The following is a 20,524-nucleotide window of genomic DNA, read 5'->3' as shown; positions in this document are numbered from 1 at the left end:
AACGATTAATTTACATAATAAATCAAGTGGTTAAGGTTTGTCGTCACCAAAGACTGGTCTGCATTGGGGTGAGTCGATTTTTTCTTCTGCTGAGTGATAAGTTTGTCTGCTATTGGTATTCTGAAATCCATTCAACAGTTTAAGAATGCCACTTACACAGATCTTTTCGCGCTCTCGAACTACATGTCCGGCCTTTTTCTATGCTTAATTTACAATCCCTGGTAGGGCTTCTCTTAAAAGTTCCAACTCCTTTTTGTTTGCTTTAATCCAAAGTTTTTTCAAGTTTGGTATCGAAGCCAAGATTTCTACTGTCTCTTTAGTCTTAATTACATTTGTTTCAACAAGATACAACGCAAAAATATTTTTATTTCCACGCAACTCGTCAATACTGGACAACTGTGGGTTTCCACTGAGGTCTAAAATTTTTACGCTGTCCAGCGTTGAAATGATAGAACCAAAATCTAACTTTTGACATTTATTTAAAGATAAGTAGCTTAAATTCTGGGTGTTTCCGGTAATTTCAGAGAGTTTGCTTGCATGGGATACACTTAATGATTCAACTGAGTCTGAGCATAAATTAATTGACTCTAATGAACGAACAATGGAGCAGTTTAATGAAATTGCGACATCAACTTTTAGATTAATAACTTTGGAGTTGAATATATTTACATGCTTAATCCCGTCAACCAATTCAGATGATTCATTTTGCTCAACATAACCTTTCCGAATGAATGCCATTATGGCTTTCCAATCATCTCGCTGCCACTCAGCGTTATATACATAATCCAATATTGGTAATATAGAATCGAAGGTAGGTAATGAATTTTCCCATCTCTGCCATTCTGAAACATTTTCTGGTGCTAACTTTATATATTTCTTAAAAGATGAAATGTCCATATTATCACTTAATTAAAATTGGGTTGTCGAATTCAGAACGTTGATCTCTTCCTGTATATTTTTGCATTTCTTTTGAGAAGCGGCTCTAAATTCTGATGATTTATTCTGTCACGCTATCCCTTTACTCACTCTTATTTGAGCTGACTAAAGCTTTAAAGCGAAGGTCACTCTTGCTCGGAGGGGTAAGTGCCTCGGCTTGGGTGAGATATTGCATAGTAATGTGGATAGCATCTTGATGGTGACTAAATTCCCTAAAAATACGCTTTGCAATCAGCAGATTTAATTGATGTGTAGCTAATGAGGCATGCTCATGCTTTATCTGTAAAATAACATCTTCTAGGGAGATAGGGGGAATTTCTTCCAAGGTTATAAGAAAGGCTTTTGCGACAGTCCTGGCGTGTGATAAATAGTCTGAGTGCGCATCTAAGGCGTAAATATGCTTGAAAATGTGTTTGGCTAGGGCTTTATTGCCGTTGCGATAAAAAGATTCGCCATCAAAACAAATATCCCCTAGTCCTTCCATTATCTGTCTAGGGTTATCCGATAGAGAAAGCGCTTCAATTTCTTTTTGGTATTCCGAAAACTGATCCATATTCTCGACCTTACTGGCAATACAGTGTGACTTTTCGACTATTGAAGTGGGAAGGCTGACAATCTTAGCAAATCCACAAGGTTAAAGCGTAACGGTCTGAATAAAATCAACATCATTTCTGCAAACTCAAGCTTAATTTCGGTATAAAAAAATGCCACTACAAGGGGTTAGTGGCATAAATGCATAAGTCTGGCATACGCTTAAAAGGGTGGGTAGAAGACTGACATCTTGGCTGGGAACCGTTGCAACATCAGCCTCTACGCCGGGAAGTGGGTAAAACCTTTGGGTGTAGGGTAGTAAAACAGCGCGTTATTGCATGCTCACTGGGCCGTCGATTTTGTTAAATGTCACATCGCCAGAACCTGCCGCAAGAATCGTTAATCCCTTAGTGTTAAAGACATTAATATTGCCTGAGCCGTCTGTGATGGTCACAGCACTTTGCACATTGGCGACCTCGATGTTGCCCGAGCCGTCATCAATTGCGATATTGCCGCGAATATCGGTCACCTTGATGGCACCAGAGCCATCTTCAATGGTTAGGCTGCCGTTGATTTGGCTGATTTCAATATCACCTGAGCCATCCTCTATGTTGATATTGTTACCACCGTTGATAGTGAGCTCACCCGAACCGTCTTTGACGTTCATGTCCGACGTCATCTTGTTGATCAAAATAGCCCCTGAACTGTCATCGATATCCAGTGTAAAGAGCGCAGGGACTTGGAGTTTTAGGTCTATATAGGGCGAGTTATTATTAGAATCTGCTTGCTCAAAGTTGGCCTTGAGCTTGGCTTTATTGGCTTTTTTCTCAAGGGTGAGAATGACTTTGCTGTCATCGTTGCCGTCCTTATTGCTATAGATGTCGGCGATGAGTTTAATTTGGGCTAGGCCTTCGACACCGATAATTTCGAGACTGCCTGCGCCAGTTTCTGCAATCAGGCCTTGTAAGTCTTGGCTATCGAGTGTGAGTTCGCGTTGCTGGTGGTCTAAGTCTGGCATGCCTGCAGCGTTCACATTAAGAATGCAGCCAGTGAGCGATACTCCAGCAGTAAAAAACACTATAAAAGCGAGGGTGAATATAAATGGGCGTAGTGACATGTTAGCTTCCTTGTTTATCTGGCACTCGATTTTTTGGGTGAGTGCTGAGTCGTCTTGCGATGAATAAGACATTGCACAGCCCATGCCAATTTTAAGTTTCATTTATAATCAATTGGTTAAGCTGAAAGTGTCCGAGGTTCACTGTGCGGACATGTCCGCTACATGGGTGATTTACTCATAGATTAGTGAAATTGCTCATTTATTAAGTTAGTTTAAGCTCCGTAAGTCACGCGGAATCAAAAATACAAAAAAGACAAGAAGGGATGCTGATGGATTATTTAACAACAAACAAAACGGCTTGGGATGCGCGCACTCGGGTACATTTAACTTCTGATTTTTATGATGTGGCGGGCTTTCTTAGTGGTAAGACTTCGCTGCGGGAAATTGAGCTAGGTGAACTCGAGGTTGCAGGTAAAAGTTTGCTGCATCTGCAATGTCATTTCGGCTTAGACACCTTGTCGTGGGCGCGAATGGGATCCAGAGTCACTGGCGTCGATTTGTCAGAGGTCGCGATTGTTGAAGCGCAAAAGCTGGCAGAACGGACACAGTTGTCCGCTGAGTTTATCTGTAGCGATGTTTACAGTGTGGCGAGCAAGGTTGAGCCTCACGATATTGTGTTTACGTCCTATGGTGCCATTGTGTGGCTGCCGGATTTAACTCTGTGGGCGCAGACAGTGGCTGCCTGTTTAACACCCGGCGGACAGTTTTACATGGCCGAGTTCCATCCTGCGCAGCAGCTATTCGATGGCTATAGCTATTTTAATCGGGGTGAGCCAGACATAGAGCAGGAAGGCACATATACCGAAAATACCGGTGATGATCAGCAAACCTTAATGTGCTGGTCGCACAGTTTATCTGAAGTGATCAATGCGTTATTGCAGGCGGGCTTAGTGTTGGAGTTTTTCCACGAATTTGATTTCAGCCCCTATAACTGCTTTGAAGGGCTCGAAGCGCAAGAAGATGGTCGTTATGTGTTAACACACCAAGGGCAGAAGGTGCCCTTGGTGTATAGCATCAGTGCGCGTAAGCCAGCGTAATCACAGCCTTTTGTAATCGCGATGATCAGCGACTACGGTAAACCGGATACTTAAGGTATTGGTTATCGTAGTAAGGGCTGCGTTCATAGAACCAGCGTAGGCGTGCCTCAGGATCGGCGGCAAACTCGGCATTGGTCAGTGCTTTGTCGAACTCAGCTTGTAGCTTAGGATCATCTTTTAGCATCTTGGCCGCCAGTGGCTCTACCGCATAATCTTCAATGTATTCAGTGCGAGTGAAGATAGGATTGAAGAAACCCCATTGCAGTAAAGAATCTGGTGATTGCGGCTCAAGCAGTAAAATCGCCAGATCGCCTAGCGGTTGATCTGTACTGATTTTAATGGTGCCAGCGGGCAGTGTGGTGCTGACTTTGGTTAACTCTGACTCAGCTTTGACCGTTTGGCGGCCCTCAAAATCCTTAGTGTTAAACACGGGATTGCTGAGGGTATATTGCTGCAATTTCAACTCGGTTGGCTTTTTGAGCGTGGTCATGCGAATGCCATGCACGTTAAGACGATCAATCACTTGAGTCCATTGCGCTGGAATATAGTAAGCACTCGGACGAGTGACCTTAATGTCGGACACTGTTTCAGCCATCACAGGCAAGTTAGGGTAAAGCTTAGGTTCACCTGTCCAGCGCACAACTTCAGCGCCACTGATGGGGCTCTTTTCAAGTTGATAATCTATGCCTTTAAAATCCCAGCCTTTTTCTAATGGTGCTAATTTCCAAGTAAGGGTGATTAGCGGTGAGGCGCGGTATTTATCTTCTTGAATCGCACTCTTAAGTTTCGTCGCCTGTTCACCCACGGTTTTGAGGGTTTGCGCTAACATCACATAAGTGCCGAGCACCCTTTGTTTAAAGGGCTTTAGGCTATGGTTTTCAACCAGAATGGTGGGCAAATGGCGAGCATCGCCATAACCGTTAGAGAAGCGCGGGCTTGGATTCCACAGCGACATGCCTTTGTTAATATCGGCGTTATCCACGGCAAAAATCAGTGCGCCGGGAATATGGCCTTGTTCCGTTAATGCGGCTTCAACCGCAGGTCTGTAGCTGTTTTCGAGCCAGCGGTAGCTCGCAGGGCTTAAGCCTTGGGCAAGGTTATAACCAAAGGTAACATCGTATTGATAGTCGATGCCGTCAGTAACATGGACATCGATATACAGATCCGGTTGCCATACGTTGATTGCGCGCAGCATGTGCTGCATTTCTAAGCTGTCGGCCTTAGCATAATCGCGGTTAAGGTTGAGATTATTAGCCGTAGTGCGCCAGCCCATATTCACAGGGCCACGTTGATTTACACGATTAAATTCGCCGCTGCGCTCATGGGCATCAACACTAAAAATAGGCACAAACAAGAGGTTAGCTTTATCGAGCAGGGCACTTTTATCGCCTTGGATAATGTCACGTAGCAGCATCATGCCGGCATCCTTACCGTCGATTTCTCCCGCATGAATCCCCGCCTGCACTAGCACTGTCGGCTTAGTGTTTTGTTTGAGGCGTGCCGATTCATTAATGCCTTCACTGCTGGCGATATACATCCAAATATCGCGCCCTTGTGGGCTCTTACCTAAGCTAACCTTTTGTAATTTATCTGTCTCGCCCGCGAGTTTGTCGAGCCAAGCGATAGTGGCATCGTAGCTTGGACTTTCAATACCGCCACTTTGCTCAAAGGGAGTCGCCCACTCGCTATCAACACTTAACATGAGCGATTCGCTGGCGCCATGCCAAGTGATGCTGGGCGGTAAAATCGCATCGTTGACAAAGGTGTTGGCTCGTTCAGGAATGGGCGCTGGTTGTGCTTCTGGCGCTGCAACTGTGGTATCGGCCAGTACATTAGTCGCAGTTTCAGTCGCTTGGCTATTCGCTGCTGGACTTGCATCCTGTGACGTTGTGATTACTGGGGAGCCAACTGCCAATGTTTCTGTGGTAGAGGCTTGCGCCATAGTGGCTGCCGGAGTTGTTTGGGTTGTGGTTTTCGCATCATTGGCAAAAGCATTCCCAGGGTACAGATTGCCCGTAGAGAGACAGGCAATAGCGATAACGGAGAAAGAAAACAAGCGCATGAAAAGAGTCCATCTATCGAATTTTTATTAGGACGGTATCTTTTCATTAAACGCCCCGTTAACGCAAGGGCGGCTAAGGGGTATCCGGCATTTCTGACATGGATTTAAGCACTAAGCGGAATGGTAAAATCGACTAAGCCGTTTTGTTGGGCTTTATCTGAGAAGCTGGCCGCTTGTGATAGGCAATGTCGATAATGGCAATGTCTTTATAAAGTGCTTCGACGGCAATCGCGAGCTGATAAATCAGCCAGCTATAACCCGTGAGCGCAAATCCCTGCGGCACTTGGTCGTTTACGGCAGTCACTGGATCAGCGGTTGATGCTTGAGTGGCTGCGACTAGGGCAAGTTGGAGTCTGTGTTGTAATTCTTGCTCTAAGCATTCTGGCAGTGTCGGCAATTGTTGAGCTTTACCCGCTACAAATTCTGCAAGTTGTTGCAAATAGAAGGCAAGCTCAGAGGCAACCGCATTAATCTGCAGATAGGCGTCTTTGTCTTCTTCCTGCCAGCGGGTTAAGGGTAAGAGTTCGAGTAAGGTGATTAAGCGCACTTGTTTATTGGCTAACTGTGACAGTAGCACTTTGTGTTTTTTGAGGGTTTGACTTTCCCATTCCAAGGAGAAAAACAGTTTCTTTTGAGTGAGTACGGCCTTCATCGCAGCCTCCAGTCTAGCGCGAAAATCGAGCTCATGATTGGCGGGCGCTTTAAGATGCTCGGCTAATACTTCGGCCATATTGTCGATGGCATGGGTGAGTTGGGAGCGCCAATCTTGTTTAGCTTTAATCGGAAAAATGAACAGTGAGACCAAAATAGCAATCACGCAGCCGGAGAGGATGTTGGCCGTGCGCCATAGTGCCTCAGAGGTGTCATGGTTGGCGTCGCCGACCACGATTATGATGGTAAATCCAGCCACTAAATAGGCATAGCTGTAACGTCCGGCCGAGATAAAACAAATCAAGCTAACGGCTAAGATCAGCAGGCTCATGATTAGCCAATAACTGTCCACAGTGGCAACTAACATCACCCCATAAGCTGAGCCTAAACAAGTGCCTATCGCCCTTTGTAGCGACTTTTCAATCGCGCCGCCTACCTGAGGCAAGCTCATCATAATGATCACTATCGTGACCATGCTCCAAATAAAATGCGGTGGCGCCCAAATGGCATTAATAGTGACAGCAACGAGTAAGGCTAGCCCGAGCTTTAGGGCGTGAATTGAGCGGAAATGGCGATAGATAAAGTCGGCAAAGGGTGTGGCTGGGGCAAATACAGACATAGGGCAAAATTCCTTTGAGCTAACTTAGCGATGTTAATCTGGTGGCAGTATCGCAGAAAAACCGTGTCACTTGCGGCCATAGCGCCATAAAGAAATGTAAATTGCGAAATCTAGCAAATTGAGCTTAGTGGATGGCGCGGGAGAGATCACATTAACACTCAGATTAAATAGGCTTAACTGATGCGTATAGAGGCAGGCCATTATACCGTGCTGCAGATATAAAAAAGGCTTGAATAAGCGTTGCCTATTCAAGCCTATATTCAAAGTGTTTTAGTTAGCTTAAGTTGCGCTCACTATCCGCTTTAACTTCAACTTCTGTGTATTTATCCATGATCAAGGCACAAGCCGCATCGCCAGTGATATTGAGTGCGGTACGGATCATGTCAAAAACCCTGTCTAACGCAAACAGCAAAGGTAAACCATCGATAGGAATTCCCGCAGCTAACAGCACTGCCACCACTAAGAAGGATGGGCCCGGCACACCTGCTTGACCAATTGCGCCTAAGGTTGAGGTGAAAATGATGGCCGCATAGGCTGTCATCGATAGATCAACGTTATACATTTGGGCAAAGAACATGGCCACTAAACCATAATAAATCGCGTTGCCGCTCATATTAATGGTGGCGCCTAACGGCAGTACAAAAGCCGTGGTTGCCTTAGAGACTTTAAGATCTTCCTCGCAGGTTTCCATATTCACTGGCAGAGTCGCCATTGAAGAGGCGGTCGATAAGGCCATCACCTGCGGCTTCTTCATTGCCGAAATAAACTGGCGCGCCGACACTCTTGAGAAGAGTTGTACCACTAATGGGAAGAAGATAAAGCCGTAGATCAGAATCGCAGCCACAAATACGGCGAATAACTTAAACACGACTTCTAGTGCATCAAAACCGAAGGTGCCGACAGAATCGGCCATCAAACCAAATACACCGATAGGGGCAATGATCATCACGCAGTTGATCATCCACACAAAGGCATCGACGACTGTGTTAAGTGCGGCCAAAATAGGTTTAGCGCCATCGCCTTTAACTTTAGTCAGTGCGATGCCGAAGAAGATACTAAAGACTAAGATTTGTAATATGTTACCGCCGTTCAGCGACTCGAACACATTGGTTGGGATCATGCCGATAAAGGTATCCATTACCCCAGGCAATGCGCCATGTTCCTTGGTTACTTCCATCAAGTCTGTGCTGCTGTGGGCGGTAAAATCAACACCTGCACCCGGTTGGAACAGATTACCCATCAAGAGTGCAAGCACAACGGCAAAGCCCGACGTGACAATAAAAAAGCCGAAAGTGCCAATGCCAATCTTACCCGCCGATGGGCTATCGCCTAAGCTCGCCGCACCGCTGATGATAGAAACCAATACCAGTGGGATCACTAGCATTTTGATTAAATGGATGAAAATGGTTCCGAGTGGTGCAAACACACTTGCACTCTCACCCATGATAAAACCCACCAGTGCGCCGATAATCATGGCAATAACCACTTGCACACCAATGTTACCTAATAAACTCTTGCTCTTCATTCTTGCGAAACTCCCCAGTTGCCGCAGCATTTTGTGTCATGCACAGACGATTTGAACCTAGACGACTCAAGCTTTAGTGATTAAGGCTTACTCTAGGCTAAAGGTTCACTCTATGTTAAAGGCAAGTGCCCGACATTTTTGTCCGGCTAAAGTATCACAATTGCATAGCAGGGGATTGTGAAACATCACCAACCTTGGTTTCAAAATAACCAAAGTCTAAATCACGTTAACGTTAAATGAGGAATGCTTAAATTTATGCGCTTAAAAATGAATAAAGCTTATTTAATTATGGGATTTTAACTGCCAAATTGATGAATTGTGATTTTTACTTTGATGGGCGCAGATATCCTCTCGTATTCTTGGGGCGGCTTGAGTCGTTGGTCACCCATCTTTTACTTGTATGAATCATGAGAGTGGTTAATAGCTAAAAAACCTCCATGACCATTCAACTCTGTGACTCACTCAGTTTTCCCTATGACAACTCCATTTCGAGGACATTATGAACATCACCTCATTTTTCGGCCCGCCCGAATCGTTACAGTGCTGGATAAGAAAGTGCGTCGAACAACCTGGATTAAGTTATTGGCTGGTTTATCAAGATCTTGATGAAGGTGAATCCCTGCAACTGATCACTCCATTATTCCCGATAGTGAATGATATGAGAGACCTATCGGATGACGAAATCGATGCCTTTGAGGATAGCTTAGGCCTGAGTGACTATGGTTATCTGCTAAACACGGATCAGATTGAGGATGTGATCGATAACCTGATGCAGCAAAAAGCTCAGCCCAGTGAACAGGAACTACTTGAAGCTATTATCTTTTACTATGAGCGAGATGCGTTTATAGATATTTAAGTGTTTATTTTTATTTTGTTGTTTCTATGTAAAATAAAATTACGTGTTGTTAGCGGTAAAATACCGACGGTTAACGTCGGCATTTGTGTTTAAGGCGAGGTAATAAGTTGTGCACCATTTAGTGGTTATTGAGGTATTGAGCGCCTGTTTATTATGAATTCAATTTCGCAAGCACTCTGAATACCTCTTGAACGCCCTAAGGCATTGCGGGGAAGGAGAGCGAGCTGCCAATCCCTAGAGGCAAGCCAAAGCCCCAGTAAGCCAATAAGAAACCGCTCCAAAGTAAAAGAAAACTGATTGAAAACGGTAACATCAGTGCCACTAAGGTGCCTATGCCTGATTCCTTAACGTATTTTTGGCAAAACACCACAATTAACGGAAAGTAAGGCATCAGTGGGGTGATGATATTAGTGGATGAGTCGCCCACTCGGTAAGCGGCTTGAGTCAAATCCGGTGATACACCTAGTTCCATTAACATGGGCACCATAATGGCACCAATCAATGCCCATTTGGCTGAAGCGGAACCCACTAATAGATTGACGAACGCGGTGAGAAACACAATTCCCACCAAAGTCACGCCCATAGGAAGGGCTAATTCCTTTAACGCCAACGCGCCTTTAATGGCCATTAATGCGCCTAAATTAGATTGACCAAAGGCATAAATAAACTGGGCGCAGAAGAAGGCCATGACGATGTAATAACCCATGCCACTCATGGATTTGCTCATGCCTTGAATAATGGCTCTGTGGTTGTTTGCCGTGCCAGCGACGTAACCATAGACTATGCCGGGCACGAGGAAGAACACAAAAATAATCGCCACAATAGAGCGCATTAATGGCGCTGAAGCACTGGTTAAGGCGCCGTCAGTAGCACGCCAAGCAGAATGTTCACCATAGGCGGTTAATACTAATCCTAATGCACACAACAACATGGCGGCCATGGCGAATTTGAGTCCGCGGCGCTCATGGGGTTGCAGTTCATCTAGGGTTGGGAGCGTGCAGGGATCGCCATTCACCGCAGTGTTTTTTAGGCGCGGCTCGATAACTTTATCCGTTAAGAACCAGCCAACTAAGATAATTAAAATGGCAGAAGCCGAAGTAAAAAAGATGTTATTCAGTGGGTTAATCGTTAATGTGGCGGCCGCGGGATCGGCTGATAATCTTGCCGCTGCCTGAGTTAAGCCCGCTAACATAGGATCAAGACTCGATGGCACGCCAACGGTTGCAGAAAAACCGCCGGATACGCCAGCGAAAGCGGCGGCAATACCGGCTAAGGGATGACGACCCGCGGCATAGAAGATCACCGCGCCGAGTGGGATAACGAGTACATAACCCGCATCAACCGCGACATGGCTCAGGATACCCACGGCTATCAATACCGGGGTGAGTAACATCTTGGGGGTAACAGATAAAATCGAGCGCAGGCCAGCATTAATAAAGCCAGTATGCTCAGCAACGCCAAGCCCCAGCATAGCAACCAGCACGACACCTAGCGGCGGGAAAGTCACAAAGGTGGAGACTATGTTCGAGGTAAATGCAGTCAGTGCGCCGCCTTCGAGCATATTCACGACTCGAATCGGGTTGCCAGTACGAGGGTCGATTTCATCAAAACTGACACCCGATAATCCCCAAGAGATCAGCCAGACTAAGCCCAGAAACATCGCAAATAATACTGCTGGGTCGGGCAGTTTATTGCCGACGACTTCGACGCCATTGAGAAATCGCTGGAATCCAGTGACAGGTTTATGATTTTCCATTTGGGTGCCGCTTCCTAAAAAATGATGATTGTTATCGGTGATTATAAAAACGCAGCATTAATTTAAGCTTGGTTTAACTAATCGATAAGAAATAAAACACATAAAAATCTATCGTAGTGACTTTAGTGCGGGCCGATCTCATCGTCACTAAATCAATTTAGCCACAAATAAAAAGCGCGGGTTCATGACTGAACCCGCGCTTTTTTATGAAACGATATTTTGACTAAATAATCGTACCGAACAGAGCCGCTACGCGCTTATGCCTTTGGGCCAGCGTTACGGATAGCGTCTGACACTTGATACTTAGCGAAGTTTTTAGTGAAAGCTTCGGCCAGCTTCTGGGCGTATTCGGCGTATAGCGCTTTATCGCCCCAAGTGTTGATTGGGTTGAGTAAATTGCTATCTACACCACTTACTGCCACAGGAACGGCGAGGTTCAAGGTGTCTAAGTGGACGGTTTCCACATCTTTCAACTCACCGCTGACAATCGCATCGACGATGGCGCGGGTGGTTGGGATGTCAAAACGTTTACCTACACCGTGTGGGCCACCAGTCCAACCAGTGTTGACTAAGTACACTTGGCTGCCGAAGGACTCAATGCGCTTCATCAACAGTTCTGCGTACACGCCAGCAGGGCGTGGGAAGAAAGGTGCGCCGAAGCACGTTGAGAAGGTGGATTGAATCGCCGAGGTTGAGCCGATTTCAGTCGAACCCACTTTGGCGGTATAGCCAGATAAGAAGTGGTATGCCGCTTGTTCTTTGGTCAGGATAGAAACCGGTGGTAATACGCCAGATACGTCGCAGGTTAAGAATACAACCGCATGTGGCTCAGCGCCGCAGTTGTCTTCTTTACGTTGGGCGATGTGCTCCAGCGGATACGCTGCGCGGGTATTTTCCGTTAGGCTACTGTCTTTGTAGTTAGGTACGCGGTGTTCGTCCATAACGACGTTTTCAAGCACAGTGCCGAAACGAATCGCATCCCAAATCACGGGCTCATTCTTCTGGCTTAAATCGATACATTTGGCGTAGCAACCGCCTTCGATGTTGAATACACCGCCGGGTGCCCAGCCGTGTTCATCGTCACCAATCAGGAAGCGTTTTGGATCAGCAGAGAGTGTGGTTTTACCTGTGCCAGATAAACCGAAAAATAGCGTAGTGTCGCCATCTTTACCTACGTTGGCCGAACAGTGCATAGGTAGCACGCCTTGGGCTGGCAGTAGGAAGTTCTGCACTGAGAACATAGACTTTTTCATTTCGCCAGCGTATTTCAGGCCAGCAAGCAGCACTTTACGTTCAGCGAAGTTTAAAATCACGGTCGCATCTGAGTTAGTGCCATCACGTTCTGGTACGCAAACAAAGTCAGGGGCATTGATGATCTGCCACACTGGTTTGTCTTTACGATTAAATTCTTCAGGAATGATAAATAGATTGCGGGCGAACAGTTGGTGCCAAGCGTATTGCGTGGTGACTCGTACTGGTTGGTAATGTTCAGTGTCAGCACCGACTTCGAGATCAGATACAAACAGTTCTTTATCGGCTAGGTAAGCTTCAACCCGTGCCCATAAACCTTCAAAAGCACCTGGATCGAAAGCCTGATTGACTGGGCCCCATTCGATATCAGCTTCTGAACTGGGTTCTCTTACAATGAAACGATCGCCAGGTGAGCGACCGCTGCGAGCGCCTGTTTTAGCAACTAATGCGCCATTGGCTGTCAATTCACCTTCGCCGCGTAGCAGGGCAAATTCGACAAGTTGTGCTGTTGAGGGGTTAAAGTGAACGCGGTTTAATCCATCCGCCATAGTGAGGTCTCCATTTGATTTGTAAGGTTATTTTAATATCGATCGTCTGCCGATTTAATTTTATTTATCGCCTGAGTCGTGCTAGGTGACAAAGTGAGGGCGATTGTAGCCTAAGCCGAGTGCAATGTGTGAGGGGATTATAGGTATGAATAAAAAATGGGCGCCAAATAGGGCGCCCATTTTTTAGGGGGAGTCGTTTTACTGCTGGGTTGTTGATGTTTGACCGTTAGCAAATAAGGTTGCTACGTCTATGGCATCAAAGGTGTATTTAGCGTGGCAATATTCGCAACCCATTTCTATCTTGCCATCTTCGGCCAGTATGGCTTCGATTTCTGCTTGATCTAAGGTTTTGATCGCGCCGGCACTGCGTTCATGGGAACAAGTGCATTTAAAGCTCACATCGATAGGATCAAATAAGCGTACTTCTTCCTGATGATAGAGGCGATGTAACACGCTTTCTGCATCAAGAGTAAATAGCTCTTCGGCCTTGATGGTCGACGTCAGTTGGCTCAAGTGTTCGAAGTCGGCGTTGTGATCTTGCTGGCTTGGCAGAATTTGTAGGAACATGCCCGCCGCTTGTTTGCCGTCGGCAAATAACCAAATTCCCGTAGGTAACTGCTCAGATTGATTGAAGTATTCTTCAACACAGGCCGCAAGCGTTGGCTTGTCTAGTGCAACGACACCTTGGTAGCGTTCACCTTCGTCGGGTGTTAAGGTGATGACCATATAGCCTTGGCCGAAGAGTTCTGTGAGGCTAGCATCATCAGCGAGTTCAGCATTCCAGCGAGCCACACCGCGTAACTCTTGTAAATTGTTACCGTTGATCACCGCTAAAGAAACAGGGCCGTTGCCTTGTAACTGTACGCTGATATCACCGCTAAATTTCAATGTAGCGGTTAATAGTGAGGTGGCTGCCATTAATTCACCCAGTAGCACTTGCAGTACGGCTGGGTATTCTTGGGCGCTGATCACTTGTTGATAGCTGTCTTGTAACTGCACCAGTTCACCGCGCACATCGGCATTATCGAACAAGTAGCGGTGTAAAGTATCTTGGTTCATCGTGTATCTCACTGTTAAAGGTCTTTAAAGCGCATGAGCTGGCGTCGTTGCTTTTTATCTGGTTTCTGATCGGGTATCGGGTTATTGAGCATGTGGAGGCGTCGTTGCTCAGCATTAATGGCCCGTTTAGCCAGACTTGTCGCGGTTTCTTCGTACAATTCTTGTGCAATCGAACCACTTTGGCGTAATTGCGATAATTTTTTTATGACGATCTCTTTATCGTCATATCCTTGGCGTATCTTAAGGACGGCGCCTATCTCGGCATTCCTACTAGATTTGGCACGCTGGCCGTTGTAATGTACTTTGCCGCCGTTAATCATTTCTTTGGCGATGGCACGGGTTTTATAAAAACGTGCAGCCCAAAGCCACTTATCGAGTCGAATGTCTGTTTTATCGCTTTGACCTTGAGTCATAGTGTCTCCAGCTAAAAGATCGATGAGTTCACATGCCGAGCAAGAAAATGCGTCAAGAGCATTTCTATTATGTTAAAGGGTGGCGTGCTTCACACCCTTTTATGGCGGGCAAAGTTAGCATAATTGGCCTATTTTCGCCAATTTGAATGCTGTTATGGGCTTGTTGCCAAATGCTGCCTAGGTTAGCATGAGACGGTAATCGCCTAATTATTATAATCAGAACAGAGACCTGTATCGAGGGTCCACATAAAATATGGATTTATTAGATAAAGTTATCGCAAAAGCCATTGGCATGCCCCATAAGCCCTTAAGCCGGATAGTCTTCTGGTTGGGTTTTATTGTGATCATGTTGTTAGCCGCGCAAATTACATGGAAATTAGTGCCTACTAGCTCATCACCCAGTGCTTGGTCGCCAACGCCCGTTAACCTGACGGGTAAAGGTGCTGGGCAGGTTGATCTTGCGGGTTTACAGCAGCTTGGTCTCTTTGGTAAGGCAGATGGTAAATCTGAAAAGCCAAAAACTGAGGTTGTTGAGACTGTAACCGACGCGCCTAAGACCACGCTCTCTATTCAGCTCACTGGCGTTGTTGCATCGACAGCAGATCAGAAAGGCTTAGCGATCATTGAGTCAAACGGTAGCCAAGAGACCTACAGCTTAGGCGATAAAATCAAGGGTACTTCGGCATCACTGAAAGAAGTCTATGCCGACCGTATTATCATCACTAACGCTGGCCGTTACGAGACATTAATGCTCGATGGCTTAGTTTACACTAGCCAAAGCCCAGCCAATCAGCAGTTACAACAAGCTAAGACTAATAAGACTGGCTCGGCAGTGAGCCGTGTCGATCAACGTAAAAATGCCGAAATCTCCCAAGAACTCGCCGAATCCCGCACCGAATTGTTAGCCGACCCCAGTAAGATCACCGATTATATTGCCATTTCACCTGTCAGACAGGGTGACGCTGTGGCGGGATATCGCTTGAATCCAGGGAAAGACGCCAATTTGTTTAAGCAGGCGGGTTTTAAAGCTAACGATTTAGCCAAATCGATTAATGGATACGACTTGACCGTAATGAGTCAAGCGTTAGAAATGATGAGCCAATTACCCGAGTTAACCGAAGTTTCTATTATGGTTGAGCGGGAAGGACAATTGGTTGAAATCATGTTTAGTTTGCCGCAATAACACGCGTTAGAGGAAAGAAAAAGAATGAATAACAAAAGGATTCGACGCAAGCTGATTGCTGGGGTTGTTGCGGGTGCAGCCATGTTCTCCTCCCAATTCGCTTGGTCTGAACAGTATGCGGCCAACTTTAAAGGCACGGATATTCAAGAATTTATCAATATCGTTGGTAAAAACCTGAATAAGACCATCATAGTTGACCCGACAATTCGCGGCAAAATCAACGTTCGCAGTTATGATCTGTTGAACGATGAACAGTATTACCAGTTTTTCCTCAACGTCTTACAAGTTTACGGTTATGCCATCGTCGAGATGGAAAATAACGTTATTAAAGTCATTAAAGACAAAGATGCCAAAACCGCTGCAATTCGAGTCGCTAACGATAACGACCCTGGCCTTGGTGATGAAATGGTGACGCGTATCGTGGCCTTGTATAACACTGAGGCTAAGCAATTAGCGCCGTTATTGCGCCAACTTAATGATAATGCGGGTGGTGGCAACGTAGTGAACTACGACCCCTCCAATGTCTTGATGTTGTCTGGCCGTGCCGCTGTCGTGAACAAGTTAGTTGAAATTATCCGTCGAGTGGATAAGCAAGGCGATACCTCGGTGCAAGTGGTGCCGTTAGAATTTGCTTCTGCGGGTGAAATGGTGCGAATTATCGATACACTTTATCGTGCTACCGCTAACCAATCTCAATTGCCAGGCCAAGCGCCAAAAGTGGTTGCTGACGAACGTATCAATGCCGTGGTCGTGAGCGGTGATGAGAAGAGCCGCCAACGTGTGGTCGAGCTTATCCATCGTCTCGATGCCGAACAAGCCAGCACAGGTAACACAAAAGTCCGTTATCTACGTTATGCCAAAGCTGAAGATTTAGTTGAAGTGCTGACCGGTTTTGCCCAAAAGTTGGAAGGCGAGAAAGATCCGAGCGCTCAGGCTGCGGGTGGTGGTAAACGCCGTAATGAAATTAATATCATGGCGCATACTGAAACCAACGCCTTAGTGATCAGTGCTGAACCCGATCAGATGCGTACTATCGAGAGCGTGATCAATCAACTCGACATCCGCCGTGCTCAAGTGTTAGTTGAAGCGATTATCGTGGAAGTGGCTGAGGGCGATAACGTTGGCTTCGGGGTGCAATGGGCTGCTAAAGCGGGCGGCGGCACTCAGTTTAATAACTTAGGCCCAACCATAGGTGAGATTGGCGCGGGTGTATGGGCGGCTCAGGATAAAGAAGGTGAATTTGTCTGTCCAGGCGGATCTTTAGATAACTGTAAGAAAAACCCAGATACTAAAGGCGATGTTACTTTACTTGCCCAAGCCTTAGGCAAAGTGAACGGTATGGCTTGGGGCGTGGCGATGGGCGACTTTGGTGCCTTAATTCAAGCAGTGTCGAGTGACACTAACTCAAACGTACTGGCAACGCCTTCTATTACGACCTTAGATAACCAAGAGGCCTCGTTTATTGTGGGTGACGAAGTGCCTATTCTGACAGGTTCTACCGCCAGCTCGAGCAACAGCAACCCATTCCAAACCGTTGAGCGTAAAGAGGTTGGGGTTAAACTGAAAGTGGTGCCACAGATCAACGAAGGCAGCTCAGTTAAGCTGACGATTGAACAGGAAGTTTCTGGGGTTAACGGTAACACAGGCGTGGATATTTCCTTCGCGACTCGTCGCTTAACCACTACCGTTATGGCGGATTCTGGTCAAATTGTGGTACTCGGTGGTTTGATCAACGAAGAAGTACAAGAAAGTATACAAAAAGTACCTTTCTTGGGTGATATCCCTATTCTAGGACATTTGTTTAAATCTTCTTCGAGCAAAAAAACGAAGAAAAACCTCATGATCTTCATCAAGCCAACAATCATACGTGATGGCATCACGATGGAAGGGATTGCTGGACGTAAATATAATTATTTCAGAGCATTACAGCTTGAACAGCAAGAGCGTGGCGTTAACTTAATGCCTGATACTAAAGTGCCTGTACTAGATGAATGGAATCAGTCTGAGTATTTACCACCTGAAGTTAACGAGATTTTAGAGCGTTATAAAGAAGGTAAAGGCTTAGATACCCAGATGCGTAAAACGGATCCAACGCTCAAAACGCTCGATGAAAACAAAAACAAAGATAAAACCAATGAGTGAAATTCAACTATCCCAAGTCGATGACCTCAGCCAAGTCTCCAATGAGCTAGGCCTTGAAGCTGAAGGTGATGAGGTATTTCGTTCGAGCAGTAAAGAGCGTTTGCCTTTTGCCTTCGCACACCGCCACGATGTGGTGCTCGCGCTGGGTGAAACGGGCGAGTTAAGCTTGTTTTATACGAGTAAAACACCGTTAACGGCTATGCTCGAAGCGCGGCGTTATTCGGGTGTTGATTTGCCTTTGGTTAAGCTCGAAGTGGCGAAGTTTGAGGCCAAACTCACTCAAGCATATCAGGCGAACTCGTCTGAAGCGCAGCAGTTGATGGAAGACATAGGCAACGAGATGGATTTATTCACCCTTGCCGAAGAGCTGCCGCAGACCGAAGACTTGCTCGAAGGTGATGATGATGCGCCTATCATCAAACTGATTAATGCCTTGTTATCTGAAGCGATTAAAGAAGAAGCGTCGGATATCCATATCGAAACCTACGAGAAACAGCTTGTGGTGCGTTTCCGTATCGATGGTGTACTTAAGGAAGTCCTCAAGCCAAACCGTAAACTGTCGTCGCTGTTAGTGTCGCGGATTAAGGTTATGGCTCGCCTCGATATCGCCGAAAAACGTGTGCCACAGGATGGCCGTATTTCGCTGCGTATCGCAGGTCGTGCGGTAGATGTGCGGGTATCGACCATGCCATCGAGCCACGGTGAACGTGTTGTACTGCGTCTGCTGGATAAAAATACTGGCAACCTCGATTTAGAACAATTGGGGATGACAGACAGTATTCGCGTTAAGTTTGAAGATCTTATTCGTCGTCCTCACGGGATCATTTTGGTGACTGGCCCTACGGGCTCGGGTAAAAGTACCACTTTGTATGCGGGTCTGACGGAGATCAACTCCAAAGACACCAACATACTCACAGTAGAAGACCCTATCGAATACGAGTTAGACGGTATTGGTCAGACCCAAGTAAACACTAAGGCCGATATGACCTTCGCTCGTGGTCTGCGCGCTATTTTGCGTCAAGACCCCGATGTCGTGATGATAGGCGAGATCCGCGACCTCGAAACCGCGCAAATTGCGGTGCAAGCGTCACTCACTGGCCACATGGTGATTTCAACCCTACATACCAACACAGCCTCTGGCGCGATTACACGTTTGCAAGACATGGGCGTTGAGCCATTCCTCGTGTCTTCAAGTTTGCTCGGCGTGTTGGCTCAACGTTTGATCCGAACCCTTTGTCCTAAATGTAAAATCGAGCATGTGCCCGATGCGCGTGAGCGTGAGTTGCTGGGCATAGCTGCCGATGACGACAGACGTATTTTCCGTGCCAATGGCTGTAAATCCTGTGGTAACAATGGCTACCGTGGTCGAACCGGTATTCATGAGCTATTACTGGTTGACGATAATGTGCGTGAATTGATCCATGGCGGCCGCGGAGAGTTAGCCATCGAAAAGTATATTCGTCAGTTTGTACCGAGCATTCGTCACGATGGCATGAGCAAAGTGCTCGCGGGCATCACCACTCTCGAAGAAGTGCTACGTGTGACTCGCGAGGAGTAATTTATGCCAGCATTTGAATATAAGGCACTGGATGCCAAGGGAAAGCAGCTTAAGGGCGTGATTGAGGCGGATACCGCCAGACACGCCCGCAGCCAACTGCGCGATCAGCGCATGATGCCCTTGGAAATACTGCCTGTTACTGAAAAAGAAGCCAAAGCTAAGAGCAGCAGTTTTTCGTTTTTCAAACGTGGCATTTCAGTTGCTGAATTAGCTTTGATCACCCGCCAAATTGCGACCTTAGTGGCCGCGGGTTTACCGATTGAAGAATCCCTTAAAGCCGTTGGTCAGCAGTGCGAGAAAGATCGTCTCGCGAGCATGATTATGGCGGTACGTTCTCGGGTGGTGGAAGGTTATAGTCTGGCCGATTCCTTGGCTGAATTTCCGCATATTTTCGATGATTTATACCGTGCCATGGTGGCCTCGGGTGAAAAATCCGGTCACTTAGAAGTGGTGCTTAATCGTCTGGCGGATTATACCGAGCGACGCCAACAGCTTAAATCTAAGCTGACCCAAGCCATGATTTATCCCGCGGTTTTGACCACAGTAGCGATAGGGGTGATTTCAATCCTGCTAGCAGCGGTTGTGCCTAAAGTGGTCGGACAGTTTGAGCACATGGGCGCTGAGCTTCCCGCCTCGACCCGATTTTTGATCTCGGCCTCTGACTTTGTGCAAAACTATGGTGTGTTTGTGGTCATCGCCTTCGTGCTGCTGTTCGCACTCTTTAGGCGCATGTTAAAGTCACCTGCGTTTAGGATGAAGTACGATAATTTTTTATTGAGCATGCCGGTTGTTGGCCGCGTGAGTAAGGGATTAAATACGGCGCGTTTTGCGCGGACGTTAAGTATTTTATCCGCCAGTTCAGTACCTTTGCTCGATGGGATGCGTATCGCCAGTGAAGTGTTGCAGAATATGCGAGTGCGGGCCGCAGTTGACGATGCGACTGCACGCGTGCGGGAAGGAACTAGCTTAGGTGCAGCGTTGACTAATACTAAGTTGTTTCCGGCTATGATGTTATACATGATTGCGTCGGGCGAGAAGAGTGGTCAACTTGAGCAGATGTTAGAGCGGGCCGCCGATAACCAAGACAGGGAATTCGAAGGTAACGTCAACATAGCATTGGGTGTATTCGAGCCTATGCTGGTGGTCAGTATGGCGTGTGTTGTGCTCTTTATCGTGATGGCAATTTTGCAGCCAATTTTAGCCTTGAATAACTTGATTAGCGGTTAATTTTTGAATTTATGGATTATGACCAAGTCGATTGGCATAGGATTTTTTAGGAG

At 46.5% G+C, this 20,524-nt stretch carries 16 protein-coding genes; 6 read left to right on the top strand and 10 right to left on the bottom strand.

Annotated elements, in window-relative coordinates; translation table 11 throughout:
- Positions 1-204: 204 nt before the first annotated feature.
- The 3 genes from GWI56_RS15160 to GWI56_RS15150 form a co-directional block, all read right to left on the bottom strand.
- Complete coding sequence (locus GWI56_RS15160) at positions 205-897, bottom strand: hypothetical protein (protein WP_198573360.1); 693 nt, start codon at positions 895-897, stop codon at positions 205-207.
- A 121-nt stretch (positions 898-1,018) separates the two neighbouring features.
- A complete protein-coding gene (locus tag GWI56_RS15155; RefSeq protein WP_198573359.1) occupies positions 1,019-1,489 on the bottom strand; it encodes a hypothetical protein in 471 nt (156 codons plus the stop codon).
- Between the two features lie 309 nt (positions 1,490-1,798).
- Entirely contained in the window at positions 1,799-2,584 is a 786-nt protein-coding gene (locus GWI56_RS15150; RefSeq protein WP_173496994.1) for a hypothetical protein, read from the bottom strand.
- A 269-nt stretch (positions 2,585-2,853) separates the two neighbouring features.
- Between GWI56_RS15150 and GWI56_RS15145 the strand changes: the two genes are divergently transcribed.
- On the top strand, positions 2,854-3,621 hold the full coding sequence (locus GWI56_RS15145; protein ID WP_173496995.1) for a class I SAM-dependent methyltransferase: 768 nt from the start codon (positions 2,854-2,856) through the stop codon (positions 3,619-3,621).
- 25 nt (positions 3,622-3,646) lie between these two features.
- Here GWI56_RS15145 and GWI56_RS15140 read toward each other — a convergent pair whose 3' ends face one another.
- From GWI56_RS15140 to GWI56_RS15130, 3 genes are all read right to left on the bottom strand, one after another.
- Entirely contained in the window at positions 3,647-5,683 is a 2,037-nt protein-coding gene (locus tag GWI56_RS15140; RefSeq protein ID WP_198573358.1) for a M14 family metallopeptidase, read from the bottom strand.
- A gap of 133 nt (positions 5,684-5,816) precedes the next feature.
- The gene (locus GWI56_RS15135) at positions 5,817-6,953 is read right to left on the bottom strand and encodes an FUSC family protein (protein ID WP_198573357.1); all 1,137 of its coding nucleotides are present in this window, start codon (positions 6,951-6,953) and stop codon (positions 5,817-5,819) included.
- A 274-nt stretch (positions 6,954-7,227) separates the two neighbouring features.
- Positions 7,228-8,478, bottom strand: a complete 1,251-nt coding sequence (locus tag GWI56_RS15130) for a dicarboxylate/amino acid:cation symporter (protein WP_198573356.1) — start codon at positions 8,476-8,478, stop codon at positions 7,228-7,230.
- 499 nt (positions 8,479-8,977) lie between these two features.
- On the opposite strand from GWI56_RS15130, the gene GWI56_RS15125 reads away from it, so the two are divergent.
- Positions 8,978-9,334 carry a hypothetical protein gene (locus GWI56_RS15125; protein ID WP_198573355.1) on the top strand — a complete coding sequence of 119 codons (357 nt, stop codon included), beginning with the start codon at positions 8,978-8,980 and terminating at the stop codon, positions 9,332-9,334.
- A 196-nt stretch (positions 9,335-9,530) separates the two neighbouring features.
- Here the strand turns inward: GWI56_RS15125 and GWI56_RS15120 are convergent, their stop codons facing one another.
- The 4 genes from GWI56_RS15120 to hslR all read right to left on the bottom strand — a co-directional run bounded on the left by GWI56_RS15120 (position 9,531) and on the right by hslR (position 14,361).
- Positions 9,531-11,090: an AbgT family transporter gene (locus tag GWI56_RS15120; RefSeq protein ID WP_198573354.1), complete on the bottom strand. Its 1,560-nt coding sequence runs from the start codon at positions 11,088-11,090 to the stop codon at positions 9,531-9,533.
- Between the two features lie 257 nt (positions 11,091-11,347).
- Positions 11,348-12,889: a phosphoenolpyruvate carboxykinase gene (locus GWI56_RS15115; RefSeq protein ID WP_173242580.1), complete on the bottom strand. Its 1,542-nt coding sequence runs from the start codon at positions 12,887-12,889 to the stop codon at positions 11,348-11,350.
- Positions 12,890-13,087: 198 nt separating this feature from the next.
- Positions 13,088-13,948, bottom strand: coding sequence for an Hsp33 family molecular chaperone HslO (gene hslO, locus GWI56_RS15110; RefSeq protein WP_105250990.1), 861 nt, complete (start codon positions 13,946-13,948; stop codon positions 13,088-13,090).
- 14 nt (positions 13,949-13,962) lie between these two features.
- On the bottom strand, positions 13,963-14,361 hold the full coding sequence (hslR, locus tag GWI56_RS15105; protein ID WP_105250991.1) for a ribosome-associated heat shock protein Hsp15: 399 nt from the start codon (positions 14,359-14,361) through the stop codon (positions 13,963-13,965).
- A gap of 253 nt (positions 14,362-14,614) precedes the next feature.
- On the opposite strand from hslR, the gene gspC reads away from it, so the two are divergent.
- From gspC to gspF, 4 genes are read left to right on the top strand one after another with little or no spacing between them, the layout of a single operon-like run.
- A complete protein-coding gene (gene gspC, locus GWI56_RS15100; protein WP_198573353.1) occupies positions 14,615-15,544 on the top strand; it encodes a type II secretion system protein GspC in 930 nt (309 codons plus the stop codon).
- 24 nt (positions 15,545-15,568) lie between these two features.
- Complete coding sequence (gene gspD / locus GWI56_RS15095; RefSeq protein WP_198573352.1) at positions 15,569-17,686, top strand: type II secretion system secretin GspD; 2,118 nt, start codon at positions 15,569-15,571, stop codon at positions 17,684-17,686.
- Positions 17,679-19,244 carry a type II secretion system ATPase GspE gene (gene gspE / locus GWI56_RS15090; RefSeq protein ID WP_105250994.1) on the top strand — a complete coding sequence of 522 codons (1,566 nt, stop codon included), beginning with the start codon at positions 17,679-17,681 and terminating at the stop codon, positions 19,242-19,244. Before gspD ends, gspE begins: the two co-directional genes overlap by 8 nt.
- Before the next feature lie 3 nt (positions 19,245-19,247).
- Complete coding sequence (gene gspF / locus GWI56_RS15085) at positions 19,248-20,471, top strand: type II secretion system inner membrane protein GspF (RefSeq protein ID WP_198573351.1); 1,224 nt, start codon at positions 19,248-19,250, stop codon at positions 20,469-20,471.
- Positions 20,472-20,524 lie beyond the last annotated feature (53 nt).

This window comes from Shewanella sp. DW31, from assembly GCF_015767295.1.
Taxonomy (GTDB): Bacteria; Pseudomonadota; Gammaproteobacteria; order Enterobacterales; family Shewanellaceae; genus Shewanella; species Shewanella oncorhynchi.
This window is presented reverse-complemented; position numbering and strand designations above follow the sequence as displayed.

Coding starts and splice junctions, on each gene's coding strand:
- GWI56_RS15160 (WP_198573360.1), bottom strand. CDS start 897: ATGGACATTTCATCTTTTAAGAAATATATAAAGTTAGCACCAGAAAAT.
- GWI56_RS15155 (WP_198573359.1), bottom strand. CDS start 1,489: ATGGATCAGTTTTCGGAATACCAAAAAGAAATTGAAGCGCTTTCTCTA.
- GWI56_RS15150 (WP_173496994.1), bottom strand. CDS start 2,584: ATGTCACTACGCCCATTTATATTCACCCTCGCTTTTATAGTGTTTTTT.
- GWI56_RS15145 (WP_173496995.1), top strand. CDS start 2,854: ATGGATTATTTAACAACAAACAAAACGGCTTGGGATGCGCGCACTCGG.
- GWI56_RS15140 (WP_198573358.1), bottom strand. CDS start 5,683: ATGCGCTTGTTTTCTTTCTCCGTTATCGCTATTGCCTGTCTCTCTACG.
- GWI56_RS15135 (WP_198573357.1), bottom strand. CDS start 6,953: ATGTCTGTATTTGCCCCAGCCACACCCTTTGCCGACTTTATCTATCGC.
- GWI56_RS15130 (WP_198573356.1), bottom strand. CDS start 8,478: ATGAAGAGCAAGAGTTTATTAGGTAACATTGGTGTGCAAGTGGTTATT.
- GWI56_RS15125 (WP_198573355.1), top strand. CDS start 8,978: ATGAACATCACCTCATTTTTCGGCCCGCCCGAATCGTTACAGTGCTGG.
- GWI56_RS15120 (WP_198573354.1), bottom strand. CDS start 11,090: ATGGAAAATCATAAACCTGTCACTGGATTCCAGCGATTTCTCAATGGC.
- GWI56_RS15115 (WP_173242580.1), bottom strand. CDS start 12,889: ATGGCGGATGGATTAAACCGCGTTCACTTTAACCCCTCAACAGCACAA.
- hslO (WP_105250990.1), bottom strand. CDS start 13,948: ATGAACCAAGATACTTTACACCGCTACTTGTTCGATAATGCCGATGTG.
- hslR (WP_105250991.1), bottom strand. CDS start 14,361: ATGACTCAAGGTCAAAGCGATAAAACAGACATTCGACTCGATAAGTGG.
- gspC (WP_198573353.1), top strand. CDS start 14,615: ATGGATTTATTAGATAAAGTTATCGCAAAAGCCATTGGCATGCCCCAT.
- gspD (WP_198573352.1), top strand. CDS start 15,569: ATGAATAACAAAAGGATTCGACGCAAGCTGATTGCTGGGGTTGTTGCG.
- gspE (WP_105250994.1), top strand. CDS start 17,679: ATGAGTGAAATTCAACTATCCCAAGTCGATGACCTCAGCCAAGTCTCC.
- gspF (WP_198573351.1), top strand. CDS start 19,248: ATGCCAGCATTTGAATATAAGGCACTGGATGCCAAGGGAAAGCAGCTT.